The sequence below is a fragment of the Rhodococcus sp. 5G237 genome, assembly GCF_053764735.1.
Map to the genome: position 1 here is coordinate 167882 of NZ_JBSNCD010000006.1, position 26593 is coordinate 194474.

At 69.0% G+C, this 26593-nt stretch carries 23 protein-coding genes; 9 read left to right on the plus strand and 14 right to left on the minus strand.

The features are described 5' to 3' along the window. Position 1: 1 nt before the first annotated feature. Entirely contained in the window at positions 2–715 is a 714-nt protein-coding gene (gene bioD, locus ACWPOC_RS15710) for a dethiobiotin synthase (protein ID WP_455408952.1), read from the minus strand. Further along, complete coding sequence (locus tag ACWPOC_RS15715; protein ID WP_455408953.1) at positions 712–1851, minus strand: 8-amino-7-oxononanoate synthase; 1140 nt, start codon at positions 1849–1851, stop codon at positions 712–714. The genes bioD and ACWPOC_RS15715 overlap by 4 nt, the downstream gene beginning before the upstream one ends. Positions 1852–1950: 99 nt before the next feature. Here ACWPOC_RS15715 and ACWPOC_RS15720 point away from each other — a divergent pair, with 99 nt between their 5' ends. Next, positions 1951–2739 carry an alpha/beta fold hydrolase gene (locus tag ACWPOC_RS15720; RefSeq protein ID WP_159418067.1) on the plus strand — a complete coding sequence of 263 codons (789 nt, stop codon included), beginning with the start codon at positions 1951–1953 and terminating at the stop codon, positions 2737–2739. Between the two features lie 9 nt (positions 2740–2748). On the opposite strand, the gene ACWPOC_RS15725 is transcribed toward ACWPOC_RS15720, so the two are convergent. Further along, positions 2749–4038, minus strand: a complete 1290-nt coding sequence (locus tag ACWPOC_RS15725; protein WP_088898452.1) for an adenosylmethionine--8-amino-7-oxononanoate transaminase — start codon at positions 4036–4038, stop codon at positions 2749–2751. Between the two features lie 149 nt (positions 4039–4187). Between ACWPOC_RS15725 and ACWPOC_RS15730 the strand changes: the two genes are divergently transcribed. From ACWPOC_RS15730 to treY, 3 genes are read left to right on the plus strand one after another with little or no spacing between them, the layout of a single operon-like run. Further along, complete coding sequence (locus ACWPOC_RS15730) at positions 4188–6290, plus strand: acyltransferase family protein (RefSeq protein WP_088898453.1); 2103 nt, start codon at positions 4188–4190, stop codon at positions 6288–6290. 47 nt (positions 6291–6337) lie between these two features. Continuing rightward, positions 6338–8629 (plus strand): glycogen debranching protein GlgX, encoded by a 2292-nt coding sequence (gene glgX, locus ACWPOC_RS15735; RefSeq protein ID WP_455408954.1) that lies wholly within the window; start codon positions 6338–6340, stop codon positions 8627–8629. A 26-nt stretch (positions 8630–8655) separates the two neighbouring features. After that, positions 8656–11019, plus strand: a complete 2364-nt coding sequence (treY, locus tag ACWPOC_RS15740) for a malto-oligosyltrehalose synthase (protein WP_455409028.1) — start codon at positions 8656–8658, stop codon at positions 11017–11019. Here treY and ACWPOC_RS15745 read toward each other — a convergent pair. After that, a complete protein-coding gene (locus ACWPOC_RS15745; protein ID WP_120283188.1) occupies positions 11016–11528 on the minus strand; it encodes a DUF2029 domain-containing protein in 513 nt (170 codons plus the stop codon). The genes treY and ACWPOC_RS15745 overlap by 4 nt on opposite strands. After that, complete coding sequence (locus ACWPOC_RS15750; RefSeq protein WP_120283190.1) at positions 11525–11746, minus strand: helix-turn-helix transcriptional regulator; 222 nt, start codon at positions 11744–11746, stop codon at positions 11525–11527. The genes ACWPOC_RS15745 and ACWPOC_RS15750 overlap by 4 nt, the downstream gene beginning before the upstream one ends. Before the next feature lie 367 nt (positions 11747–12113). Here ACWPOC_RS15750 and ACWPOC_RS15755 point away from each other — a divergent pair, with 367 nt between their 5' ends. Then, positions 12114–13391 (plus strand): amidohydrolase family protein, encoded by a 1278-nt coding sequence (locus ACWPOC_RS15755; RefSeq protein WP_120283194.1) that lies wholly within the window; start codon positions 12114–12116, stop codon positions 13389–13391. 76 nt (positions 13392–13467) lie between these two features. On the opposite strand, the gene ACWPOC_RS15760 is transcribed toward ACWPOC_RS15755, so the two are convergent. Beyond that, positions 13468–13953: a TIGR00725 family protein gene (locus ACWPOC_RS15760; RefSeq protein ID WP_455408955.1), complete on the minus strand. Its 486-nt coding sequence runs from the start codon at positions 13951–13953 to the stop codon at positions 13468–13470. A gap of 123 nt (positions 13954–14076) precedes the next feature. On the opposite strand from ACWPOC_RS15760, the gene ACWPOC_RS15765 reads away from it, so the two are divergent. Next, positions 14077–14490: a YchJ family protein gene (locus ACWPOC_RS15765; protein ID WP_120283196.1), complete on the plus strand. Its 414-nt coding sequence runs from the start codon at positions 14077–14079 to the stop codon at positions 14488–14490. Between the two features lie 10 nt (positions 14491–14500). On the opposite strand, the gene ACWPOC_RS15770 is transcribed toward ACWPOC_RS15765, so the two are convergent. Then, entirely contained in the window at positions 14501–15172 is a 672-nt protein-coding gene (locus tag ACWPOC_RS15770) for a TetR/AcrR family transcriptional regulator (RefSeq protein WP_271036601.1), read from the minus strand. A 111-nt stretch (positions 15173–15283) separates the two neighbouring features. Here ACWPOC_RS15770 and treZ point away from each other — a divergent pair, with 111 nt between their 5' ends. Together treZ and ACWPOC_RS15780 are read left to right on the plus strand one after the other, a co-directional pair. Continuing rightward, positions 15284–17032 carry a malto-oligosyltrehalose trehalohydrolase gene (gene treZ, locus ACWPOC_RS15775; RefSeq protein WP_455408956.1) on the plus strand — a complete coding sequence of 583 codons (1749 nt, stop codon included), beginning with the start codon at positions 15284–15286 and terminating at the stop codon, positions 17030–17032. 87 nt (positions 17033–17119) lie between these two features. After that, on the plus strand, positions 17120–17398 hold the full coding sequence (locus tag ACWPOC_RS15780; RefSeq protein ID WP_120283202.1) for a hypothetical protein: 279 nt from the start codon (positions 17120–17122) through the stop codon (positions 17396–17398). 9 nt (positions 17399–17407) lie between these two features. Here the strand turns inward: ACWPOC_RS15780 and ilvA are convergent, their stop codons facing one another. Next, positions 17408–18733: a threonine ammonia-lyase IlvA gene (gene ilvA / locus ACWPOC_RS15785; protein ID WP_174247024.1), complete on the minus strand. Its 1326-nt coding sequence runs from the start codon at positions 18731–18733 to the stop codon at positions 17408–17410. A gap of 119 nt (positions 18734–18852) precedes the next feature. Then, entirely contained in the window at positions 18853–19296 is a 444-nt protein-coding gene (locus ACWPOC_RS15790) for a nitroreductase family deazaflavin-dependent oxidoreductase (protein WP_016695726.1), read from the minus strand. Positions 19297–19434: 138 nt separating this feature from the next. Between ACWPOC_RS15790 and ACWPOC_RS15795 the strand changes: the two genes are divergently transcribed. Next, complete coding sequence (locus ACWPOC_RS15795) at positions 19435–19662, plus strand: hypothetical protein (RefSeq protein ID WP_455408957.1); 228 nt, start codon at positions 19435–19437, stop codon at positions 19660–19662. Positions 19663–19729: 67 nt separating this feature from the next. On the opposite strand, the gene dnaE is transcribed toward ACWPOC_RS15795, so the two are convergent. The 5 genes from dnaE to lspA all read right to left on the minus strand — a co-directional run bounded on the left by dnaE (position 19730) and on the right by lspA (position 26548). After that, positions 19730–23266, minus strand: coding sequence for a DNA polymerase III subunit alpha (gene dnaE, locus ACWPOC_RS15800; RefSeq protein WP_455408958.1), 3537 nt, complete (start codon positions 23264–23266; stop codon positions 19730–19732). Between the two features lie 38 nt (positions 23267–23304). Next, positions 23305–24246: an EamA family transporter RarD gene (gene rarD / locus ACWPOC_RS15805; RefSeq protein WP_455408959.1), complete on the minus strand. Its 942-nt coding sequence runs from the start codon at positions 24244–24246 to the stop codon at positions 23305–23307. A 107-nt stretch (positions 24247–24353) separates the two neighbouring features. Further along, positions 24354–25001, minus strand: a complete 648-nt coding sequence (locus ACWPOC_RS15810; RefSeq protein WP_455408960.1) for a hypothetical protein — start codon at positions 24999–25001, stop codon at positions 24354–24356. Between the two features lie 3 nt (positions 25002–25004). After that, entirely contained in the window at positions 25005–25913 is a 909-nt protein-coding gene (locus ACWPOC_RS15815) for an RluA family pseudouridine synthase (protein ID WP_183070819.1), read from the minus strand. A 14-nt stretch (positions 25914–25927) separates the two neighbouring features. Then, a complete protein-coding gene (lspA, locus tag ACWPOC_RS15820; RefSeq protein WP_120283214.1) occupies positions 25928–26548 on the minus strand; it encodes a signal peptidase II in 621 nt (206 codons plus the stop codon). Positions 26549–26593 lie beyond the last annotated feature (45 nt).

The following is a 26593-nucleotide window of genomic DNA, read 5'->3' on the forward strand; positions in this document are numbered from 1 at the left end:
ATCACAGTACAGCGGAAGATCCGCCCGCACGCCGTTTCGTCGGGAGCGGCAGATCCGACCACCGAGAGGCACGGGTGGCGAAGACGCGGGCGTCGAGGGCGCCGCTGCCGGCCGGGATCCTGCCCACGACGGGGACGCCGGTGACGTCGGGGAGGTCGTCGAGATTGCACCGTTCCGCCAGACCCGGTGCAGCAGGCCAGGATCCGATGATCACCCCCGGACACTCGACCCCCGAAGAGCGGAGCGCGGCCACGGTGAGCGCGGTGTGGTTGAGCGTGCCCAGTCCCGCGGCGGCGACGATCACCGTCGGCGCTCCGAGCGCGGCCGCGACGTCGGCGAGGGTGAAGCCGCCCGCACCGAGCCGGACGAGCAGGCCTCCAGCACCTTCGACGAGGGTGAGGTCGTACTCGGCGTCGAGCATCCGGACGGTGTCGACGATTTCGTCGAGGGTGAGCATCGGGCGTCCGCTGCGCCGCGCGGCGGTGTCGGGTGCGAGCGGATCGGGATACCGCGCGAGTTCGACGAGCCGGACACGGTCCCCGGCCAATCGCCGGATCTCCTGCAGGTCGCCCGTCCCGTCGTCCGTCACGCCCGTCTGGGCGGGTTTGCACACCGCGACCCGAAGTCCCGCGGCCACGGCGTTCGCGGCGAGTGCCGCGGTCGCGACGGTCTTGCCCACATCGGTCGACGTGCCGGTGACGACGAGGATGCTCACGCCCGGGCTCCCGCGAGGACGTCGGTGAGCACCTCGTCGACAAGGGCGCGTTCGTCGACGGTGAGGTTCGCGCGTGCCGTCAGGCGCAGCCGCGAGGTGCCGGCCGGAACCGAGGGCGGCCGGAAGCAGCCGACGTGCACGCCGCGGTCGCGGCACTTCGCCGCGGCGTCGGCGGCGACGTGCGGGTCGCCGAGGATCACCGACACCACGGCGGACGGCGGCACCTCGACGCCCGTGAGACGGGCGAGGTGCGCGGCCTGCTCGAGCACGGCAGCGGCACGGGCGGGTTCGGCGCGCAGCACCTTCAGCGCACCCCGGGCGGCACCGACGGCGGCCGGGGCGAGTCCGGTGTCGAAGATGAAGGTGCGGGCGGTGTCCACGAGATGTTCCCGCACACGCCCGTCGGCGAGGACGGCTCCACCCTGGGAGGCAAGGGATTTCGACAGCGTCGCGGTGACGACCACATCGGGCTCGCCGGCGAGGCCCACTTCGTGGACGAGTCCGCGGCCCCCCGCGCCGCGGACTCCCACGCCGTGGGCCTCGTCGACGAGGAGCAACGCGCCGTGCGCTCGGCAGACGCGATGCAGTTCCCGCAGCGGCGCGAGGTCGCCGTCGGTGCTGAACACCGAGTCGGTCAGGACGAGCGCTCGGGCCTCGGTGCGGGTCGCGAGGGCGTGCGCGACCGCGTCGACGTCGTTGTGCGGGGTGACGACGATCCTCGAGCGGGACAGCCGGCACGCATCGACGAGCGAGGCGTGACCGCCGGCGTCCGAGACGAGCAGTGCGTCCTTGCCACCCAGGGCGGCGACGGCACCGAGGTTCGCGGCGTATCCGCTCGAGAACACCAGGCCGCTGTCGGCCCCGACGAAGTCGGCGAGTTCGCGTTCGAGGAGTTCGTGTTCGGCGGTGGTGCCGGTGACCAGCCGCGATCCGGTGGCGCCGGCTCCCCATCGCCGCAGGGCAGCGGTGGCTCCCGCGAGGACCTCGGGATGGCGGGTCAGGCCGAGATAGTCGTTGGAGGCGAGGTCGACGACGGTCGAGCCGGGGGTGCGGACGACGGGGTCGCGGTGCAGACCCGCTGCGCGTCGCGCCGCCGCGGTGTCGTCGAGCCACGCCAGGGCGGGATGTGCGGTCATGAGCGGTGACCATACTTGAACACCGTTCAAGTCGCCATGTCGGTCGGCTCGGGTCGTAGGCTCGGACGGTCCGGCAGACCCCGACGAAAGGCAGGTGACATGGTCGTCCACATCGAGTCCCGGGACGGAACGACGATCGGATTCCGCAGGCTCGGGCAGGGACCGGGTCTCGTCGTCGTGCACGGCAGCATCGCGACCGGGGACGAATGGTCGCGCGTGGCCTCCGTCCTGGCGGACCGCTTCACCGTCCATCTCGTGGACCGGCGCGGGCGCGGGCTCAGCGGCGACGCCGACGCGTACTCGATCGACACCGAGATCGCCGACATCGCCGCGGTTCTCGACGCCGCCGGACCGGACGCCTCGCTCGTCGGGCACTCCTACGGCGCACTGTGCGCCCTCGCGGCGGTCGCCTCGGGAGTCGACGTGCCCGGACTCGTCCTCTACGAACCGCCGGTGCCGGTCGCCGGGCCGCTCGCCGGAGCCGCCCTCGCACCGTATGCGGCAGCAGTGGACGCCGGGGACCTCGACCGCGCGCTCACCATCGCCATGATCGACATCCTCCGCGTCCCCGCCGCGGGGGTCGATCGGCTACGCGGAACCCCGATCTGGTCCCGGATGGCCGAACTGGCACCCACCTGGGTGCGCGAACTGCGCGTCATCGACGGTCACGGGCCGGACGTCACGGGGTACGCCTCGGTCACGACCCCGACCCTGTTCCTGCAGGGCTCGCGGACCGCGCAGCACCACGTCGTGGCCACCGAGGCCCTGCGGGCCGTCATGCCCGACACCCGGCTGGTCGAGTTCGCGGGGCACGAGCACTTCGCGCACGTCACCACCCCGACGGCGGTGGCCGACGCGATCGCGGAGTTCCTCACCGCCGTCCGCTGACCCCTTCGGTCACCGGGTGTTCGCGCCGACGGCGGCGATCATCCCCGAGGTGATCGCCGCGAGATCGTCGGCCGAGCAGATGTAGGGCGGCATCGCGTAGACGAGATTGCGGAACGGCCGCAGCCACACCCCGGCCGCCACGGCGGCGTCGGTCGTCGCGCGCATGTCCACCGGATCGGCGAGTTCGATCACGCCGATGCCTCCGAGGACGCGGACGTCCGCGACCCCCGGCAACTCGCGGGCCGGCGCGAGTCCCTCCGTCAGTCCCGCATTCACGGCCGCCACCTCGGCTCGCCAGTCGCGGGAGAGCAGCAGTTCGACCGCCGCGACGGCGACGGCGCATGCGAGCGGGTTGCCCATGAAGGTCGGGCCGTGCATCACACCGCCGCCCTCCCCCGCGCTGATCGCCTCGGCGACGGCCCGCGTGCACAGTGTCGCCGCGAGGGTCATGTATCCGCCGGTGAGTGCCTTGCCCACGCACATCACGTCCGGGCTCACCTGCGCGTGGTCGGCGGCGAAGAGTTCGCCGGTGCGCCCGAAACCTGTCGCGATCTCGTCGAAGATCAGTACCAGTCCGTGCTCGTCGCACATCCTGCGCAGCTCGCGTAGATACCGCGGGTCGTGGAAGCGCATGCCGCCGGCACCCTGGACGACCGGCTCGACGACGATCGCGGCGAGCTCGTCGACGTGCTCGAGCAGGACCGCTTCGAACTGCGCGACGTAGTCGGGATCGAAACGGGCCGGTGGGGCGGGGGCGAAGACCTGTCGCGCGAGCATGTCGGTCCACAGCGCGTGCATGCCGCCCTCCGGGTCGCACACGCTCATCGGGGCGAAGGTGTCGCCGTGGTAGCCGCCGCGCCAGGTGAGCAGGCGACGCCGTCCCGGTCTACCGACGGCACGCTGGTACTGCACCGCCATCTTCACGGCCACCTCCACCGACACCGAACCCGAGTCGGCGAGGAAGACCGTGTCGAGACCGTCGGGGGTGATGTCGACGAGCAGTTCCGCGAGACGCGCGGCCGGCTCGTGCGTGAGGCCTCCGAACATCACGTGGCTCATCCGGTCCAACTGATCGCGGACCGCCGCGTCGAGGACGGGATGCCCGTATCCGTGCACCGCGGCCCACCACGAACTCATGCCGTCGACCAGCTCACGACCGTCGGCGAGGACGATCCGGGTACCGTGGGCACGGTCGACCACCAACGATTCGGTGGTCGCCGGAAACGCGCCGTAGGGGTGCCAGAGGTGCCGAGCGTCGAGGGTGCGGATCCGCTCGACCGGGAGAGGAGAATTGCCCACGCCCAGACTGTAGGCGGTTGGAAGTCGCCGCCCGCAGCCGCGTAGTCTGCCCGAGTTGCCGTGAACGACGCTCACGGCAATCGGCCGGTGCGCTCGTCGCCCGGTTCGCAGCACAGCCGCACACGTTAGACACCGGGGGTATCCGTCACATGTCCGTCCACACCTCGGGACCGGAACTCGAGAGTGGTGCGCGGACGACAGGCACGCGCCCCGCGCGCCGTGCCGACATCGACGGACTGCGCGGTCTCGCGATCGCGCTCGTGGTGATCTTCCACGTCTGGTTCGGTCGCGTCTCCGGTGGTGTCGACGTCTTCCTGGCGCTCTCCGGCTTCTTCTTCGTGGGCACGCTCCTGAGGACGGCCGACTCCTCGGCCCCGCTCGATCCGCGTCCCGTCCTGCGGCGGATCGGCCGTCGTCTGCTGCCTCCGCTCGTCGTCGTGCTCACCGCCGTCGCGGCCGCCACGGTGGTGCTGCGGCCGTTCACGCGGTGGCTCGACGTGGCCGACCAGACCGGGGCGTCACTGCTCTTCTTCCAGAACTGGTACCTCGCCCGCACGGCGAGCGACTATCTGGCCGCGGATCCGATGGTCAGCCCGCTCCAGCACCTGTGGTCGATCGCCGTGCAGGGCCAGTTCTACATCGCAGCGCTCGTGGTGGTGTTCGGCTCCGCGTGGCTGCTGCGCCGGATGTCGGTGCCGGTCCGCCTGCCCCTGACGGTGCTGCTGGCCGTCCTCACCGCGGCGTCGCTGGCGTACGCGGTGCTCGCCGACCGGCCACAGTCGTGGCTGTACTACGACAGTGCCGCCCGTGCCTGGGAGCTGACCCTCGGCGGACTGCTGATGTGCCTGTCGCCGTGGTTGCGGGTTCCGCGCGCGCTGCGGATCGTGCTCGGTGCGCTCGGACTCGCGGTGCTGCTCGCGTGCGGCTTCGTCCTCGACGGCAACGCCCTCTTCCCCGGGCCGTGGGCACTCGTCCCCGTCGGGGCGGCGATGGCGCTCGTCGTCGCGGGCATCCGCTCCGGCTCCGGCCCTGGTTCGGACTCCGGCGCCGAGCACGACACGCCGTCGGCGCGACTGCTGGCATCCGCGCCCATGGTGCGCCTCGGGGCGATCGCCTACGCGCTGTACCTCTGGCACTGGCCGATCCTCATCGGTTACCTGATCGTGCGCGGGCACCCGTCCGTCGGCCTGGTGGGCGGACTCGTCGTGATCGCCCTGTCGCTGCTGCTCGCCGAGGCGTCGACCCGGTGGTTCGAGGACCCCATCCGCCGCGTCGAACCCCCTCGGCCGTCCCGCACCGCGCTCGTGGGTCTCGTGACGGTCCTGGCCGTCGCTCTCGTCGGGGCCGCGAACCTCTGGCACACCCACGTCGACCGTTCGACGGAGACCCTCGAAGGCGTCACCGCCCTACCGACGGAGCTGTATCCCGGCGCTGCGGTGTTCGATCCCGCAGTCTCCACCGAGCCGCAACCGGTGCAACCGCCGCTGCTCGTCGCCCATCGCGACCTGCCTCCCGCGACGCTCGACAACTGCATCGCCCAGCACACCAATCGCACACCGTTGACCTGTACCTACGGCGACCCGCTCGCGACGCGACGCATGGTGATCGTCGGGGGGTCGCACTCGGAGCACTGGCTCGCCGCGCTCGACGCGCTCGGCATCGAACACGGTTTCCGCCTCGACACCTATCTCAAGGTCGGGTGCCCGCTCTCCGATCCCCTCGCCCCGCTCGTCGAGGAGTCCCCGACGGTCGAGTGCGACACGTGGTCGACCGCCGTGCTCGCGGAACTGCGCGCAGATCCGCCCGACTACGTGTTCACCACGTCGACGCGCACCAAGGACCAGGGCGAGGGACCGGGCGACTTCGTTCCGTTCTGGTACGTCGATCTGTGGGAGACGCTCGCCGACTACGGCATCCCGGTGGTGGCGATCCGCGACAACCCGTGGTTGTTCCGCGGCGATCTCGCCTATCGGGCCGCGGACTGCCTCGCCGGGGGCGGCACCGCGGAAACGTGCGGGGTGCCGCGCGAGGAGGCGCTGGACCCGATCGACCCGGCCGTCGCCGCATCCGCGCACCTGCCCACCGTGTCGCTGCTCGACCTGTCCGACAAGTTCTGCCGGCAGGATCTGTGCCGGGCGGTGGAGGGAAACATCCTCATCTACCGTGACGAGAACCACCTCACCACGACCTACGTCCGGACGCTGACGCCCGAGCTCGGCCGACAACTCGGTCCCGCCACCGGTTGGTGGTAACGCGCTCATCCGGTGCCGCGAGCGCCGGAAGACTACTGTTGGCGTGCATGGAGCCCATCGAAGCGAGCGCTAGCGACGAGATGCCCGAGACCCTGGAAGTATGGCCGGGATCCCCGTATCCCCTCGGCGCGACCTACGACGGGGCGGGCACGAATTTCGCACTGTTCTCCGAGATCGCCGAGAAGGTCGAGCTGTGCCTCATCTCCCGCGACGGGAGCGAGACCCGCATCCCGCTCGAGGAGGTGGACGGTTACGTCTGGCACGCCTACCTTCCGACGGTCTCCCCCGGTCAGCGTTACGGTTACCGCGTGCACGGTCCGTTCGATCCGGAGAACGGTCACCGGTGCGATCCGAGCAAGCTGCTCCTCGACCCGTACGGGAAGGCGTTCGACGGGTCGTTCGACGGCGACCCGTCGCTGTTCTCGTACCCGCTGCCCGGCGCCGAGCCCGAGGCCGACAGCGCCGCGGACGAGAACACGGACGACACCGCCGGCACCGAGGACACCGACACCGGCGACGCCGCGTCCACCGACGATGCCGAGCCCGAGGCGATCGCGACGGGGCAGACCTCCGACGCCGCCGCGGAGCTGCCCGGCCTGGATTCGCTGGGGCACACCATGACGACCGTGGTGATCAACCCGTTCTTCGACTGGGCGGCGGATCGCCATCCCCGTCGCCCCTACAACGAGACGGTCATCTACGAGGCCCACGTCAAGGGCATGACGGCGACGCATCCGGACGTCCCCGAACACATGCGGGGCACCTACGCCGGTCTCGCGCACCCGGCGATCATCGACCATCTCCTCGATCTCGGCGTCACCGCGATCGAACTGATGCCCGTGCACCAGTTCATGCACGACCAGGTGCTGATCGACCAGGGACTGCGGAACTACTGGGGGTACAACACCTTCGGGTTCTTCGCGCCGCACGCCGAGTACTCGTCGTCGACCAAGCCGAGCGCAGTGGTCGCCGAGTTCAAGGCGATGGTGCGGGCCTTCCACGAGGCGGGCATCGAGGTGATCCTCGACGTGGTCTACAACCACACCGCCGAGGGGAACCATCTCGGTCCCACCATCTGCTTCCGCGGCATCGACAACGCCGCCTACTACCGCCTCGTCGACGACGACAAGGCCTACTACATGGACTACACGGGAACGGGCAACAGCCTCAATGCCCGTCACCCGCACACCCTGCAGCTGATCATGGACTCGCTGCGCTACTGGGTGACCGAGATGCACGTCGACGGCTTCCGGTTCGATCTCGCGTCGACCCTGGCGCGCGAGCTGCACGACGTCGACCGGCTGTCGGCCTTCTTCGATCTCGTCCAGCAGGATCCGGTGGTCTCGCAGGTCAAGCTCATCGCCGAGCCGTGGGACGTCGGTGAGGGCGGCTACCAGGTGGGCAACTTCCCCGGTCAGTGGACGGAGTGGAACGGCAAGTACCGCGACACGGTCCGCGACTACTGGCGCGGCGAACCGGCCACCCTCGGCGAGTTCGCGTCGCGCCTGACCGGCTCGTCGGATCTGTACGAGGACACCGGCCGCCGTCCCGGCGCGTCGGTCAACTTCGTCACCGCCCACGACGGGTTCACCCTCGCGGATCTGGTGTCGTACAACGAGAAGCACAACGAGGCCAACGGCGAGGACAATCGCGACGGCGAGTCGCACAACCGGTCGTGGAACTGTGGGGTGGAAGGTCCCACGGACGATCCCGAGGTCCTCGCGCTGCGCGGGCGCCAGCAGCGCAACATGCTCGCGACGCTGATCCTGTCGCAGGGCACTCCGATGCTCGCCCACGGCGACGAGTTCGGTCGCACCCAGCAGGGCAACAACAACGTGTACTGCCAGGACAACGAACTGTCGTGGGTGGACTGGTCGCTCGCCGAGTCCAACGCCGACCTGGTCGCGTTCACCCGCAACGTGATCGCGCTGCGCACCGACCATCCGGTCTTCCGGCGTCGCAGGTTCTTCGAGGGCCGGCCGATCCGCAGCGGCGATCAGTCCCGCGACATCGCGTGGCGCACACCGGCCGGCGACGAGATGATGCCCGAGGACTGGGACAGCGGTTTCGGCAAATCGCTCGCGGTCTTCCTCAACGGCGAGGGCATCCCCGAACCCGATCAGCGGGGACAGCGCGTCGTCGACGACTCGTTCCTGATGTGCTTCAACGCCCATCACGAACCGATCGAGTTCGTCACCCCCGACGGCCCACACGCCGAGGAGTGGACGGTCGCGCTCGACACCGACGTTCCCGACGGTCTGCGCGAGGAGATCGTCGTCGCCGGTAAGCCGGTCCGGGTGCAGGCCCGCTCGGTGCTGGTGCTCCGGAAGACCCGGTGACCACCGGAGGTGCGGAGTCGGCAGGTGTGAGCGGCACCGGCGCGGGGAATACTGCGCCGGTGTTGTCCACCTACCGACTCCAGATGCGCGGCGACGAGTGCACCTTCGCCGACGCCGTCGCCCTGCTCGACTATCTCGACGCCCTGGGTGTCTCGCACGTCTACCTCTCCCCCGTCCTCAGCGCGACGATCGGCTCCACCCACGGATACGACGTGGTCGACCCCGGTACGGTCTCCGAGTCGCTCGGGGGACGCGAGGGCCTGGAACGGCTGTCGCGGGAGGCACGCGCACGGGGCATGGGGCTGGTCGTCGATATCGTCCCCAACCATGTCGGGGTGGCCGACCCACGCCAGAACGCGTGGTGGTGGGACGTCCTGAAGCACGGCTCCGGATCCCGCTACGCGTCGTTCTTCGATCTCGACCTCGCCGACGACAACGGTGTGGACGGCCGGATCGCTCTGCCGGTGCTCGGATCGGACGACGCCGTGCAGGAACTGACCGTCGACCGCTCCGGCGACGAGCCGATGCTCGCCTACTACGACAAGCGATTCCCGATCGCTCCCGGGACCGACGAGGGCACCGGTGAGGAGGTCCACGCGCGGCAGGCCTACCGGCTCGTGGCGTGGAACTCGGGGTTGATCGGATACCGCCGCTTCTTCACCGTCGACGATCTCGCCGCGGTGCGGGTGGAGGATCCCGCGGTGTTCGACGCGACGCACGAGCAGGTCGCGTCGTGGATCGCCGACGATCTGGTCGACGGGATCCGCGTCGACCATCCGGACGGTCTCGCCGATCCGGCCGGCTATCTCGCGCGCCTGCGCGAGGTGATCGGCCCCGATCGGTGGCTCGTGATCGAGAAGATCCTCGGCGACGCCGAACCGCTGGATGCGACGCTGCCGGTGGACGGCACCACCGGATACGACGCACTCGGCGAACTGTCGACGGTGTTCGTCGATCCGGCCGGCGAGACGGAGCTGAACGCCCTGTCGCGCAGGTTCACCGGCGCCGAAGGCGACGCGCCGTGGCTGCACGCCCGCGAACACGACCTCAAACGATCGGTGCTCGGCAGCGGGCTCGCACCCGAGGTGCGCCGCCTCGTGCGGGCGATCCGACGCGAGACCGGCGACACCGGGTGCGACGACGCGGCGCTGCGCGAGGCCGTGATCGCCGTCGCCGCACAGCTTCCCGTCTACCGCGCCGACTACGCGCCGCTCGCGACCCTGGTGCCGCGCATCGTCGGCGACCTCGCGCGGACGCAACCCGCGCTCGATCCCGCGCTCGCGGTGTTCGCCCGGGCGATGGCCCTCGGTGGTGAGGCCGCGGCCCGCTTCGGCCAGGTGTGCGGTGCCGCGACGGCCAAGGCGGTCGAGGACTGCCTGTTCTATCGGGCGGCGCGGCTGATCTCGCTGCAGGAGGTGGGCGGGCAACCCGGCCGTTTTTCGGCCACCCCGGCCGAGTTCCACCTCGCGTGGACCCAGCGGGCACGGCACTGGCCGCGGGCGATGACCACCCTGTCGACCCACGACACCAAACGCAGCGAGGACGTCCGGGCGCGGATCGGCGTGCTCTCGCAGGTCGCCGACGAGTGGTCCCGTCGGCTCGGGTCGTGGAACGAGTCGGCGCCCGCACCGGATCCGGCGATCGGATTGTTCCTGTGGCAGACCCTGTTCGGAGTCTGGCCGCTCGACGGAGTGGTGACCGAGGGGCTGCGCGAACGGGTACATGCCTACGCGCAGAAGGCGCTGCGGGAGAACGGAACCCGAACCACGTGGACCGAGGTCGACGAGGAATTCGAGACCGCGGTGGACCGGTGGCTGGACGCGGTCTTCGACGGGCCGGTCGCGGGTGAGCTCACCACCTTCGTCACCGAGGTCGAACCGCACGTCGCTGCCGTCTCGTGCGGCCAGAAACTGTTGCAACTGCTCGGCCCCGGCGTCCCCGACGTCTATCAGGGCACCGAACTGTGGGACGACTCGCTCGTCGACCCGGACAACCGGCGACCGGTGGATTTCGACGCCCGACGGCGGCTGCTCGACGACCCCGATTCGGCGCCGGCGAAGTTCACGATCGTGCGCACCGCGCTCCGGTTGCGCCGCGAACGACCGGCGAGCTTCGTCGGCGGGGCGTACGTTCCGGTCCTCGCCACCGGACCGGCCGCCGAGCACCTGCTCGCATTCGGCCGCGGTCCGGCGCCGGACGACCTCGACGTACTCGCAGTGGCCTCCCGCCGCACCGTGGCGCTGTCGCGCTCGGGGTGGAAGGACACCACCGTCGACCTGCCGGACGGCGACTGGTCGGATGCCCTGACCGGACGCTCCTTCACCGGTCGGGTGCGGGTCGCCGATCTGCTCGACTCCCTGCCGGTCGCGGCGCTGGTCCGCGCGCGTTAGTCCTCGAGCGCGTCGAGCGCTTCTTCCGCGTCGAGTCGCCGCTGGGTGCGTCGCCGGCTCCAGGCGAGAACCAGTCCTGCGAGGACGATGGCGACCGCCGCGCCGACGACGCGCCCCGCCCAGGTCGCGGCGTCGTTCTCGAAAGGATGGCTTTCGTAACGCAGGCGGAGGAAGATGCCGGCGACGCCGACGAGATAGAGCGCGGCGGCGGCGGCACTGCGGGGTCGCCACAGTTTCGCGGTGGCGTACAGGTCGACGTCGCGTTGCCGCGCGTACAACTGGGTCACGATCGACACGACGAACCAGGCCACGAGGATGCCCAGTGCCGTCCACGCCCCGGGGCGGCCGGCGAGCCACGGGAGCAGCGCCGCCGCCACCAGCGCGATCCACAGGGACAACTGGAATCCCACCGCCGATGCTTCGTTCCAGACGTCTCGCTGACGTTCGTCGCGGTAGAACTCGTCGTCCAGATCGCCGATGAAGCGCGCGGTTTTCACGAAGACCGTCATGAGGGCTCCTTGGTGGTGAGCGGGAACAGTTCCTCGACCGTGCTGTCGAGTCTGAGGGCGAGACGCAGAGCGAGGTACACGCTGGGCGCGTAGTCCCCCTTCTCCGTCGAGACGATGCTCTGTCTGCTGACTCCGACCGCGTCGCCGAGCGCGGCCTGGGTGAGTCCCGCCTTCTTGCGGAATTCGCGGACCCGGTTGCTCCTCGGCGTGTCGGTCACATCAGAAGTAAACTCTGCTTGTCATTTTATGTCAAGCATTCTTGTCATTTTCGCTCGTCGAACCACCCCGGCACACCCGTCGAACTGGACATGCGATCACCCCTCGACGCAGTCGATCACGAAATGGAGAATTACATTCTCGCAACCGAAGGTTCCGACACCGCTCCGGCCTTCGGCGAATCATGCAACAATGCCGCGATTTCCGAGCGGGATCCGATCCCGACGAGGGGTGGATTCGGGATCGCCACCTACGGAATCCACCCGATACGCAGCAATCCTTGATTTATGTTCTCGAATACGGAAATCTAGTTCTCATCGCGAGCGCCGACGCCGGCAGGACCTTTGCGCAGCCCAGGGAGAGGATTCGATGAAGACCGAAGACATGGTGATGATCAGCATCGACGACCACGTCGTCGAGCCCGCGGACATCTTCGAGAAGCACTTCCCCAAGAGCCTGATGGACCAGGCTCCCAAACTCACCGCCCATCCCCGCAACCCCACTGTGCAGGCCTGGCAGTTCCAGGGCACCGTTGTCGGCAGTTCCGGCCTCAACGCGGTCGTCTCGTGGCCCAAGCACGAATGGGGCATGGACCCCACCGGCTACGCCGAGATGCGGCCGGGCGTCTACGACATGGACCTGCGCGTGCGCGACATGGACGCCAACGGCACCCTCGCCGCGACCTTGTTCGCCACCTTCCCCGGCTTCGCCGGCACCCACCTGGCGAGCCTGCCCGACAAGAAACTGTCCCTCGCCGCCCTGAAAGCGTTCAACGACTGGGTCGTCGGCGAGGTCCCGGACGCCCACCCGGGCCGTTTCATCCCCATCGGCATCGTCCCGTTCTACGACGCCGAGGAATCGGTGAAGGAGATCGAGCGCATCGCCGCCATGGGATGCCGGTCGATCAGCATCCCGGAGACGCCGTACGGCGTCGGTGAGGGTTATCCCGATTTCAAGTCCGGGCACTGGGATCCCATCTTCAAGGCGTGCGTCGAGCACGACATCGTGCTGTCCCTGCACATCGGCGGCGGCATCAACCTGGTCAAGCGCCCGGCCGGTTTCAACATCGACGACATGATGATCCTCACGCCGCTCATCTCGACGATCGCCGCCACCGACATGATGCTCAGCGGCGCGTTCAAGAAGTTCCCCGACCTGAAGGTCGCGATGAGTGAGGGCGGCGTCGGATGGGTGGCGCCGTGGCTGGACCGCCTCGACCGGCACATCGTCAACCAGTCCTGGACCGGAACGAGCTTCCTGCCGGCCGGGATGAGCCCGACGGACGTGTGGCGCAAGAACTTCCTCGCCTGCTACATCACCGAACCCAGCGGACTGAACAACCGTCACCGCCTCGGCATCGACACCATCGCGTGGGAATGCGACTACCCGCACTCCGACTCGACGTGGCCGAACTCCCCCGAGATGCTCAAGGAGGAACTCGACGCGTGCGAGTGCACCGACGAGGAGATCGACAAGATCACCTTCGCGAACGCCGCGAAGTTCTTCGGCTGGGATCCTTTCAAGCACATCCCGCGTGAGCAGGCCACCGTCGGTGCCCTGCGCGCCCGCGCCACCGACGTCGACATCAGCGAGACTTCCAAGGAGGAGTACCGCCGCCGTTACGAGCTCACCAACTCCGGCTCGTAGGGCCTGCTCCACAGGAGCCCACAACAGACGATGCCCGCCGATCCGGATCGGCGGGCATCGTCAGTCTACGGTCGGCTCATACCGGGTCCTTGCGCCACAGCAGTGCGTGCAGGCACTCGACGGCCTCGGCGGGCGATTCGACGTCGAGCACTCCCGCGGCGGGCATCCACCAGCCTCCGATCGCGATGACCGGGACACCGATGCGGACCGCGAGCGCGATCTCGCTCATGGTGCCCCAGCTTCCACCCACCGCGATCAACGCGTCGCTGCTGCGCACGAGCAGCGCGTTGCGCATCTCTCCGAGGCCCGTGGGAACGGCCACCGTCAGATAGGGATTGCCCTCGGCACGGTCGTCTCCGGGCAGCAGGCCGAGGGTCGTCCCACCGGCTTCCACAGCGCCGCGGCAGGCTGCCGCCATCACCCCACCGAGACCACCGGTGACCACGACGGCCCGGCGTCCGGCGAGGAGTCCCCCGACCTGGCGGGCGAGGCGTCGCTGTTCGGGCGTGGCTTCACCCGGCCCCACGACCCCGACATAGCGCTGCGCATTCATGTTCGGCATTCTGCATCATGGAGCGCTCCGGAGCGCGCGGTCCGAGAACATCATTCGCACTCGGTGATCGTCCGCTCCCGCAGTCACCGCCCCGAGGTCGGCCGACCGAGCCCCTCGGGGGACACTGTGGCCATGAGCAGAGCCGACCGCAGCACCGACACCCGCCCGGATTCCCCGTGCCCGTGCGGTCGCGGCGTTCCCCTGTCCGAATGCTGCGGGCCGCTGCTGGCCGGTGCGAGCGCGCCCACCGCCGAACGGCTGATGCGTTCGCGATACACGGCCTTCGCGACGCGTGATGCGGCGCACCTGCTGCGCACCTGGCACCCCTCCACGCGTCCGCGCTCGATCGAGTTCGATCCCGGTCAGCGCTGGACCGGGCTCGAGGTGCTGCACACCACCGGAGGAGGATTCCTGCACACCACCGGCACGGTGGACTTCCGCGCACACTGGACGGCGGACGGGGTGCCCGATTCGATGCGCGAACACAGCCGGTTCGTGCGGGAGGACGGCGAGTGGCTCTACCTCGACGACCGCGGCAGCGACTGAACCGACTCCGTCACGGCGCCGTTCGCCGCAACAGCGTCGCGCGCAGCGTTCCGGAAAGCCACTGACGGTACTGGTCGACGTCCCATCCGCGATCCCGTCTCAGCAACGCGTGCACCTGCGGGGAACTCAGGGTGAACAGGACATCCGCTGCGTGCTCGACGGTGACGTCCTCGCGCAGCCAGCCGGCGTGTTCGAGTCCTTCCGCGAGGGTGCGGGCGTTCTCGGCCGTCGCCTTCGCGTCGTCCGCGGCGAAACGACGCATGTCGGGGTCCGCCCCCGATGATTCCACGGAGGTCATCAGCAGCCCGCCCGCGCGTTCGAGCATCGCGGTGCCGTAGCGGACCACCTGCTCGACCACGAGGTCGACGTGCGATACCGCGCCGCTGCCGTGGGACGGTTCCGGATCCGCCGCCGCGACCGCGCGCGGATCGCCGTCGCCGGTCACCGCGTGATCGAGCGCCTCGCGGAAGATCTCCGCCTTGCCGCCGGGGAAGGCGGTGAACACCGTCCGCACCGCCACACCCGCTTCGTCCGCGATGTTCTTGACGGTGGTGCTGACGTAGCCGTCGCGAACGAACAGCCGCGCTGCGGCGTCTCGGATCGTCTCGCGGGTTCGGCGGGCCGCTTCCTCCCGCAACGGCGAGGTGTATCGTCGGCGGGCTCGCTCGGGATTCGGGTTCACTCCCCCAGTATCGAGTGCATTGCAGCTGCAACAAAATTGACGCGCGGCGGGGTGGGACGCCGGTCGGCGCCATCCCCTGCACCGACGCCGTCGACACGGCATGCTGGTCGAGTGCACACCTTCGAGGTCTGGGCTCCGATCCCGTCGTCCGTCCGGCTGTTCGCCGACGGACGGCTCCACGACATGCAACGCGACGACGACGGCTGGTGGCGCACCACCGTCGACGTCGCTCCCGACACCCGATACGGTTTCGTGCTCGACGACGACACCGGGACGGTCCTTCCCGACCCGCGATCTCCGCGTCAGCCGGAGGGCGTGCACGAGCCGTCGCAGCTTCACGTGCTCGACGAGACGAAGTGGACCGACCGCGGCTGGACCGGCCGACAACTGACGGGAAGCATCGTCTACGAGATGCACGTCGGGACCTTCACCCCCGAGGGCACGCTCGACTCGGCGATCGACCGTCTCGACGAACTCGTGGATCTCGGTGTCGAGTTCGTCGAACTCATGCCGCTCAACGCGTTCAACGGCACCCACGGATGGGGCTACGACGGCGTGCTCTGGTACGCGGTGCACGAACCCTACGGCGGCCCCGACGCCCTGCAGCGTTTCGTCGACGCCGCCCACGCGCGCGGACTGGCAGTGGCACTCGACGTCGTCTACAACCATCTCGGTCCGTCGGGGAACTATCTGGGGCGCTTCGGCCCCTATCTCTCCGCGGCGCCGGGAATCTGGGGCGACAACATCAACCTCGACGGTCCCGGATCCGGGGAGGTGCGCAGGTACATCCTCGACAATGCGCTGCGCTGGTTCCGCGAGTTCCACATCGACGCGCTCCGGCTCGACGCCGTGCACGCGCTGATCGACCACACCGCCACACACCTCCTCGAGGAACTGTCGGTCGAGACGTTCCGCCTGTCCGCCCATCTCGGTCGTCCCCTGTCGTTGATCGCCGAATCGGACCTCAACGATCCGAAGCTGATCACTCCCCGTCCCGGCGGTGGATACGGACTGCACGCGCAGTGGGCCGACGACGTCCACCACGCGATCCACGCGGCGGTGTCCGGTGAACGGCAGGGTTACTACGGCGACTTCGGTTCCCTGGACTGCCTCGCGTACACGCTCGGGCACGGCTTCTTCCACGCCGGGACGTATTCGAGCTTCCGCGGCCGGGTCCACGGACGCCCGCTCGACACCCGGCGCACGCCGGCGAGCGGTCTGGTCGCCTACACCTGCACGCACGATCAGGTCGGCAACCGGGCGCTCGGCGACCGGCCGGGTGCCTATCTCGAAGCCGGTCAGCTCGCCCTCAAGGCGGCGCTCGTGCTCACATCCCCGTTCACGCCGATGTTGTTCATGGGCGAGGAGTGGGGTGCGAGCACGCCCTTCCGGTACTTCACGTCGCATCCCGAACCGGAACTCGCCGCGGCCGTGGTCGAGGGTCGCCGGCGCGAGTTCGCCGAACACGGCTGGGACGCCGCCGACGTACCCGACCCGCAGGCTCCGGAGACCTTCACCGGCTCGAAGCTGCGCTGGGACGAACGCGACGAGAACGGGCACGCCCGGCTGCTGGAGTGCTACCGCGCGCTCATCGCGCTGCGGCGGGACCGCGCCGAGCTCACCGATCCCTGGCTCGAGCACGTGCACGTGACGTACGACGAGGACGAGAAATGGCTCGTCGTACACCGCGGTGCGCTGCGGGTGGCGTGCAATCTCGGACCCGATCCCGTCACCGTGCCGGTCGGCGGGAAACCGCTGCTCTGGTGGGACGAACCGGTGGTCAACCGCACCGAGTCCGCAGTACTGATCCCGGGCTGGTCGTTCGCGGTCCTGGAGGCTCCCGAGACGCCCCGCCGATAAACGTTCGTCAGGCGAAAAAGTCGTTGATTATGCCACGAGTGGGCGAGTACCGTCTCAAGTACCGTCGAATTCTCGAGGTGAATCACCATGCAACCCAAGAAGATTCTGGCGAGCGTATTCCTCAGCACCGCACTCGTCCTCGCCCCTGCGGGGGTCGCCTCGGCGTCACCGGTGGTCGACACCTCCCCTGGCGTCGTCGCCGTCAACCACGACCACCGAGACTACGACAAGCACCACAAGAACGATCACAAGAGGGATCGCGACCACGGCAAGCACCACAACAAGGACTGGGATCGCCGTTGGGACAATCATTGGCGTCCCGACTGCTTCTGGTTCGGCCCCTGGCTGGTGTGCTCGCCCTGGTAGCGGCTCCGACTAGGTGAGGTAACGGTAGGCCGGCGACCCCGGCTCGAGTCGCTGCGCGTCGATCGGCGACGCATCCATGCGATTGAGCAGGGCCGACAGGTCTTCTGCAGCACCCAGTTCGATACCGACGAGGGCAGCACCGGTCTCCCGGTTGTTGCGCTTGACGTACTCGAACAAGGTGATGTCGTCGTCCGGTCCGAGGACTTCGTCCAGGAACCGGCGCAGCGCGCCGGGTTCCTGGGGGAAGTCCACGAGGAAATAGTGTTTGAGCCCGCGGTGGACGAGCGACCGCTCGATGATCTCGCCGTAGCGCGAGACGTCGTTGTTGCCGCCCGACACCAGGCACACCACGTTCGCTCCGGGCTGCACCGAGATCGACTCGAGGGCAGCGACGGACAGGGCGCCGGCGGGCTCGGCGATGATGCCCTCGTTCTGGTACAGATCGAGCATCGTGGTGCACAGCGCACCCTCGTCGATCTGGGTCATCCCGAACGGGGCCCGACCGAGCCCCTCCCGGCGCAGCGTGGCCACGAGCGGCAGGCTCGAATGGGACACGACCTCGGCACCGAGTTCGGACACGACGGCGTAGGGGACGTCGCCGGTCCGCTTGACCGCAGCGCCGTCGACGAACGGCTCGACCTCCGGCAGCGTGACGGGACCGCCCGCGACCAGCGCGGCGGTCATCGATGCTGCGCCGGCCGGTTCGACGCCGACGATCGACGTGCGTGGGGACCGCTCGCGCAGATAGGCGGCGACACCGGCGATGAGGCCGCCCCCACCGACGGGGACGAGCACCACGTCGAGATCGCCGTCGAGTTGCTCGAGGATCTCGCGCGCGATGGTGCCCTGCCCGGCAGCGGTGCGGGCGTCGTCGAAGGGCGGGATCATCGTCGCCCCGGTGCGGATCGCATCGTCGGCGGCGGCCGCGGCCGCGGCGTCGAAGGTGTCGCCGACACCGATGAGTTCGACGCTGTCGCCGCCGTGAACACGGATCCGGTCGCGCTTCTGCTTGGGAGTGCGGGTGGGCACGTAGATGCGGCCCTGGATTCCCATCACCCGGCACGCGTAGGCGACGCCCTGCGCGTGGTTGCCGGCGCTGGCCGTGACGACGCCCGCGGCGCGCTCGGCCGCGTCGAGCTGCGCCATGGCGTTGTACGCCCCGCGGAGCTTGAAGGACCGCACACGGGTGAGGTCCTCACGCTTGAGGTAGACATTGGCTCCCACGAGGGCCGAGAGCCGGGGGCTGTGCTCGAGCGGCGTCGGGGCGACCGCCTCCGAAATTCGCTCGGCAGCCGCATCGATGTCGGCCGCGCAGGGCACGGCGGTCACAGTCATCGGTTCTGCTGTTCGCGAAGTGGAGGTCACCCGTCAATGCTGCCACTCCCCCGATTCGCCCACCACGGCGGGACCCGCATCGAGGGGGTGGCAGCACAGTCCGTCCGAGGGTGCTCGGTCTACGAGCCCTCGACCGGCTCGAGGACGAAGACGGGAATCTCGCGGTCGGTCTTCTCCTGGTACTCCGCGTAGGGCGGGAACGCCTCGACGGCACGTTCCCACCACTGCGCCTTCTCCTCACCGTGGACCTCGCGGGCGGTCATGTCCCACACCTCGGTGTGGTCCCTCACCTCGACGTGCGGATTCGCGACGATGTTGTGGTACCAGACGGGATGCTTCGGTGCACCGCCGAGCGAGGCGACGGCGGCATACCTGCCCTCGTGCTCGACTCGCATGAGAGGGATCTTGCGGAGCTTGCCGGACTTGGCGCCGACCGTGGTCAGGATGATGACCGGCCGCCCCTGGAGGGTGGTGCCGCGGGTTCCGCCCGACGACTCGTACTCCTCGACCTGCTTGGCGCTCCATTCGACGGGACTCGGTTCGTATTCTCCGTGCAGTGGCATACCGACCAGTCAACACAATCGTTGTGACAGTCGTCGCCCGATCGTCGAGTTCGGTGGCCCGAACTCTTCCCTGCGCCTATCCTGAAGAAAGGATTCCGCCCGGCCTACAGCCGCTCTGCCTACAGGAGGTGCACCGCGATGTCCGTGCTCGATACCCGGATACGACGTGAGCGCACCGACGGTGTGGACATCGCCGGCACGATCTGGCCCCTGTACAAGCTCGAAGCACTCGCTTCGGGCCTTCTCACCCTGCTCGTGGTCCTCATCGTCACCACCAGCACCCAGAGCGCCGTGCTCGGTGCCGCTGCGGTCACGGTCGTCGTGTGGTGGGTCCGCAGGATCCAGCAGCACGCACTCCGTTCCTAGACGCACCGGCCGACCCCGGCTTCCCGCGCGGCGCTCACCGAAGGGCTCGCGCCGCGCGGCGGGATCGCTAGGTGGCCAGGCAGCCCGGCCCGAGCAGTGCCTTGAGGTCGCCCATCAGCGCCGACGACGGTTCGACCCGCAGGCTGTCGTCGAGCTTGAGGACGGTGACCTTGCTGCCGGTGATGAGCCGCACGTGCACGTCGGACGAGCCGGGATGGCGCGTGAGCACGTTCTTGAGGGCACCGACCTTGTCGGGGGTGCACAACCGGGTGGGCATCGACACCGACACCGGCTTCGCCACCCCGATCTGCGAGAGGTCGGGGACGACGAGATCGTTGGCGATCAGGGAGATCCGGTCGTCGCGGATCGACACCCGGGCCTTGACCAGCACCACCGAGTCCTCCACGACGTCCATGCCGTAGACGGCGTAGGACTGCGGGAAGAACAGCACCTCGATGCCACCGGTGAGGTCCTCGAGCTGCGCGGACGCCCAGGCGAGACCGTTCTTGTTGATGCGCCGGTTCACCGAGGCGAGGATGCCGCCGACGGTGACCTGGCTGCCGTCCTTGAGCGCGCCTTCGAGGATCGCGGGGATCTGGGTGTCGGCCTGCGACGCGAGCACGTGCTCGACGCCGTTGAGCGGGTGCCCGGAGACGTAGAGGCCGAGCATCTCCCGTTCGAGGGCGAGGCGGTGCTTGGTGTCCCATTCCTCCTCGGGGATGCGGACGTTGAACACCGCGGCGACGGACTCGTCGGCGTCGTCGCCGCCGAACAGGTCGAACTGGCCGATCGCCTCGGCCTTCTTCGTGCTCATCACCGCGTCGATCGCGTCGGCGTGGACGAGCATCAATCCCTTGCGCGGGTGTCCGAGCGAGTCGAATGCGCCTGCCTTGATGAGGGATTCGGTGACCTTCTTCGAACACGCGACGGTGTCGATCTTGTTGAGATAGTCGGAGAAGTCGGTGTAGCGACCCTTCTCCTCCCGCCCCTTGATGATCGAGGCCACGACGTTCGTGCCGACGTTGCGGACGGCGCCGAGGCCGAACCGGATGTCCTCGCCCACCGACATGAAGTTGGTGTGCGACTCGTTGACGTCCGGGGGCAGCACGGTGATGCCCATCTTGCGGCAGTCGGACAGGTAGACCGCGGCCTTGTCCTTGTCGTCGCCCACGGAGGTGAGCAGACCGGCCATGTACTCGGCCGGGTAGTTCGCCTTGAGGTAGGCGGTCCAGAACGAGACGAGACCGTAGCCGGCGGCGTGCGACTTGTTGAACGCGTAGCCGGCGAAGGGCAGAACGGTGTCCCACAGCGCGGTGATCGCCGCCTGCGAGAAGCCGTTGTCCTTCATGCCCTGGGCGAAGCCGTCGTAGGCCTCGTCGAGGATCTCCTTCTTCTTCTTACCCATCGCGCGACGCAGCAGGTCTGCCTGTCCGAGCGAGTAACCGGCCACCTTCTGAGCGATCTGCATGATCTGCTCCTGGTAGACGATCAGGCCGTAGGTGTCGGCGAGGATCTCCTTCAGCGGTTCCTCGAGCTCGGGGTGGATCGGCTTGACCTCTTGCCGCCCGTTCTTGCGGTCGGCGTAGTCGTTGTGCGCGTTCATGCCCATCGGGCCGGGGCGATACAGCGCGAGCACGGCGACGATGTCCTCGAAGCCGGTGGGCTGCATGCGGCGCAGCAGGTCGCGCATGGCGCTGCCGTCGAGCTGGAACACGCCGAGCGTGTCGCCGCGCGCGAGCAGTTCGTAGGTCGCCGGATCCTCCAGCGGGAGAGTGTCGAGGTCGAGATCGATCCCGCGGTTGACCTTGATGTTCTCGATCGCGTCGCCGATGACGGTGAGGTTGCGCAGACCGAGGAAGTCCATCTTCAGCAGACCGATGGCCTCGCAGGACGGATAATCCCAGCCGGTGATGATCGCGCCGTCCTGCGCGCGCTTCCACAGCGGGATCGCGTCCATGAGCGGTTCGGACGACATGATCACCGCGCAGGCGTGGACGCCGGCGTTGCGGATCAGGCCCTCGAGACCGAGCGCGGTGTCGTAGATCTTCTTGATGTCCGGGTTGGACTCGATGAGCTGGCGGACCTCGGCGGCTTCCTTGTACCGCTCGTGGCTCGGGTCGGTGATACCCGAGACCGGGATGTCCTTCGCCATGATCGGCGGCGGCAGGGCCTTGGTGATCTGGTCGGCGATCGCGAATCCGGGCTGGCCGAACTGCACTCGCGCGGAGTCCTTGATCGCGGCCTTCGTCTTGATGGTGCCGAACGTGATGACCTGGGCGACCTTGTCGTTGCCCCACCGCTCGGTGGCGTAGCGCACCATCTCACCGCGGCGGCGATCGTCGAAGTCGATATCGATATCGGGCATCGACACGCGCTCGGGGTTGAGGAACCGCTCGAACAGCAGACCGTGCGGGATCGGGTCGATGTTGGTGATGCCCATCGCGTAGGCGACGAGCGAACCGGCGGCCGAACCACGGCCGGGGCCGACGCGGATGCCGACCTCGCGGGCGTGGTTGATGAGGTCGCCGACGACGAGGAAGTAGGCGGGGAAGCCCATCTGGTTGATGACGCTGATCTCGTACTCGGCGCGCTCGACGTACTCGCGGGGCGGGCCGGCGGGGAAGCGACGGTCGAGGCCGCGCATGACCTCCTTGTGCAACCAGCTCGCCTGCGTCTCCCCTTCCGGCACCGGGAAGATCGGCATCCGGTCGCGGTGGGTCCACACGTCCTCGTAGGACTGCACGCGCTCGGCGATGAGCAGCGTGTTGTCGCACGCGCCCGGCACCTCGCGGTCCCACTGCTCGCGCATCTCCTGCGCCGACTTGAGGTAGTAGCCGTCGCCGTCGAACTTGAACCGGGTGGGATCGGAGAGGGTCTTACCGGTCTGGATGCACAGCAGCGCCTCGTGGTTCGCGGCCGCATCCTTGGTGACGTAGTGGCAGTCGTTGGTCACGAGCGGCGGGATGTCGAGCTTGCGGCCGATCTCGACCAGACCCTCGCGCACACGACGCTCGATGGACAGGCCGTGGTCCATCAGCTCGAGGAAGAAGTTGTCCTTGCCCCAGATCTCCTGCCACTTCGCGGCGGCCTCGAGCGCTTCACGCTCGTGGCCGAGGCGCAGGCGCGTCTGGATCTCGCCCGACGGGCAGCCGGTCGTGGCGATGATGCCCTCGTGATGGTGGGCGATGAGCTCTTCGTCCATACGGGCCCACTTGCCGAGCTGACCCTCGATCGATGCGAGGGAGGACAGCTTGAACAGGTTCCGCAGGCCCGTCGAGTTCTCGGCGACCATCGTCATGTGGGTGTAGGCACCCGAGCCGGAGACGTCGTCGGACTTCTGGCCGGGATCGCCCCACTGCACACGCTTGGTGGAGAAGCGCGACTCCGGCGCGACGTACGCCTCGATGCCGATGATCGGCTTGATGCCGAACTTCTTGGCGACGTTGTAGAACTCGCTGGCGCCGTACATGTTTCCGTGGTCGGTCATGCCCACGGCCGGCATCCCCAGCCGTTCGGCCTCCTTGAACAACGGTCCGACCTTCGCGGCACCGTCGAGCATCGAGTACTCGGTGTGGGTGTGCAGATGAACGAACGAGTCAGCCACGCGTGCCTCTCCCGGGATGTCTGTGGGCAGAGACGAGTCTAAGCCGCGCGAGGCTCCGCGGTGACCACGGCACGCTGACGACGGGCCCGCACGAGCGCGTCCGTGCTGTACACCGCCAGTGCGATCCAGATCAGGACGAAACCGATCCACCGCGAGGCGGGCATGTCCTCCCCGAGCACCACCACACCCCACGTCATCTGCAGGCTCGGCGTGAGGTACTGCAGCATGCCGAGTGTCGCGAGCGGGACCCGTTGTGCGGCCGCGCCGAAGAGCAGCAGCGGCACTGCGGTCACCAGACCCGCCGACACGAGCAGGGCGGTGTGATCGATGCCGTGCCCGAGGAAGGTGCCGGTGCCGGTCACCGCGAGGAAGATCACGTACCCGAGCGCGAACGGGGCCGCGACGATCCCCTCCCCTGTCAGGGACGTGCGCGGATCGAGCGGCACGATCTTCTTGATCACCCCGTAGGACGCGAACGACAGCGCCAGGGTCAGGGCGATGATCGGGGGTCTGCCGTAGTCGACGGTGATGACCACCACCGCGCACACCGCGAGCACCAGCGCCGCGATCTGCGCCGGCCGCAGTCGTTCCCGGAAGAACAGGACACCGAACACCACGCTGACGAGCGGGTTGATGAAGTAGCCGAGTGCGGTCTCCACGACCCGGCCCGAGACGACGCCGTAGATGTAGACGCCCCAGTTGACCGCGATCGCGGTGGACGCCGCGGCGACCAGGCCCCAGGTGCGGGCCGACAGGCCGCGCAGGGTGCCCAGGCGTCCCATGACGCCGAGCACGATCAGCATGAGCACGAGGGTCCACAGCACGCGGTGCGCGAGGATCTCGACGGCGCCGGCGGGTTCGAGCAGACCGAAGTAGGCGGGGAACAGTCCCCACAATCCGTAGGCGCCCAGACCGCACAGCACCCCGGTGCGCACGATGTTCCGCTGCCCCGAGTCGTTCCGATCCCCCGAGTCGCTCACCGGCTCACCCTACGGCGCCGCCGGTGCGCTGTCGTCCGGAGACACCGCCGTTCCGAGACACCGCCGTTCCGAGACACCGCCGTTTCGAGACGGATCGCACCGCACCGTCACACCTCCCCGTCGTCCGGGCCGGGCACGACCGTCTCGACGTGGGTGGGCAGCAGCGGGGTCACCGCGAAGCGTCCCGCGATCGCGTCTGCGGGCAGGACCTCCACGGCCCGCACGTCCGGGGCGTCGACGACGGCCCGGAACTGCGCGGGAGTGCCACGGAGCACCGCCGCGACGACGCAGTCGCAGCCGTCGGCGAGGCGCTGCGCGGAGACCGCCCCGACCCGCGCGGCGCGTTCGGTCCCGAACTCCACCAGGCTCAGCCGGCCCGCGGCGACCGAAGGGGCACGACGCACCGCCTCCGGGTTCTCCGGCACCGCGACCGGCACCAGTGGTGTCTGGACGCGGTCGATCGGCACACGGAGGAGCACCTGCGCCACGCGCACCTCGTCGGTGAGTTCGACGACCCGGTCGATGCCGACGGCGTCGGTGAACGACACCAGTCCCCAGTGCTCGAGGTCTCCGTCCGCTTCGGCCTCGGTCAGGCTGTCCGCGGCCCGTGCCAGATAGTCGGCGACCACTTCCCCGTTGTCGGGGCCGAGGGTGTCGCTCCCCACGGGGGCCGTCCGCGGCGGTGAGGTCCACCCGGCGACGAGCACGGCGACGACGAGAACGACGACCGCCGCCCAGGGCAGGACACGTCCCATCGGTCAGGCGTTGCGCAACACGGCGAGCGCGTGTTCGAGATCCGGAGGGTACTTGCTGGTGATCTCGACCCAGTGCCCGCGCGTCGGGTGCGAGAACCCGAGGGTGCACGCGTGCAGCCACTGCCGTTCGAGGCCGAGACGCGCCGCGAGACGCGGGTCGGCTCCGTAGGTGAGGTCGCCGCAGCAGGGGTGACGCAGTGCCGAGAAGTGCACCCGGATCTGATGGGTGCGACCGGTCTCGAGGTGGATGTCGAGCAGGCTCGCGGCCTGGAACGCCTCGATCGTGTCGTAGTGCGTCACGCTGGGCTTGCCGTCGGCGGTGACCGTGAACTTCCAGTCGCTGCTGCGGTGGCGGCCGATCGGTGCGTCGATGGTGCCGCTGCTCGGGTCGGGATGCCCTTGGACGAGCGCGTGGTACCGCTTGTCGACCGTGCGTTCCTTGAAGGCGCGCTTGAGGACGGTATAGGCGCGTTCGGACGTCGCGACCACCATGACGCCGGAGGTGCCCACGTCGAGCCGGTGCACGATGCCCTGGCGTTCGTGGGCGCCGGACGTGGAGATCCGGTAGCCGGCTGCGGCGAGGCCGCCGATCACGGTCGGTCCGGTCCAGCCGACGCTCGCGTGGGCGGCGACACCCACGGGCTTGTCGACCGCGACGATGTCGTCGTCGGCGTAGAGGATCTCCATGCCCTCGACGGGCTGGGCCTCGATGGTCAGGGGGCGGGGCGGCTCGGGCAGTTCCACCTCGAGCCAGGAGCCGGCGGACAGTCGGTCGGACTTGCCCATCGCCGCGCCGTCGACCACGACGGCGCCCTCCTCGGTGAGCGTGGCGACCACGGTCCGGGACAGACCGAGCAGGCGCGCGAGGCCTGCATCGACACGCATCCCGTCGAGCCCGTCGGGTACGGGCATCGCGCGGGTTTCCCTCACTGGTGTGATTCCTTTCTCGTTTCGTCCGCATCCGGCGCTGCGCCCGGGCCCTGCGAGGCACCACCGTCGGGTTCGACGCCGAAGATGGTCAGGGCCACGAGCAGGATCGCTCCGCACACGATGGCCGAGTCGGCGACGTTGAACACCGGCCACCATCCGACCGACACGAAGTCGACGACGTGGCCCTGCAGCGGTCCGGGCGAGCGGAACAGACGGTCGGTGAGATTGCCGAGCGCTCCCCCGAGGACGAGGGCGAGGCCGAGCGCCCACCACCGCGATCTCAGGGTCCGACCGATCTTCACGACGCCGACGACAACGGCGATCGCGACCAGCGTGAGCAGCCAGGTCATGCCCGTGGCCATGGAGAACGCGGCACCGGGATTGCGGACGAGTGTCAGGGTGACTGTGTCGCCGACGATCGAGATCGGGTCGGCTGGGTCGATGTAGTGGACGGCGAGCACCTTCGTCACCAGATCCGCGACGTAGACGACGAGCGCCACGAGCAGCAGCGGCCGCAGCATGCGCCGGCCGACGGAGGGGGGCGGCGCCGGCTCGTCGGCACGACCGGGAACCGGCGTCTCCGCGTCGCGGTCGGGTCGGGAAGCTTCGTTCGTCACCGCTCCATCATCCCCTACCGGACGACCGCGGCGGTTCCCCCTCCC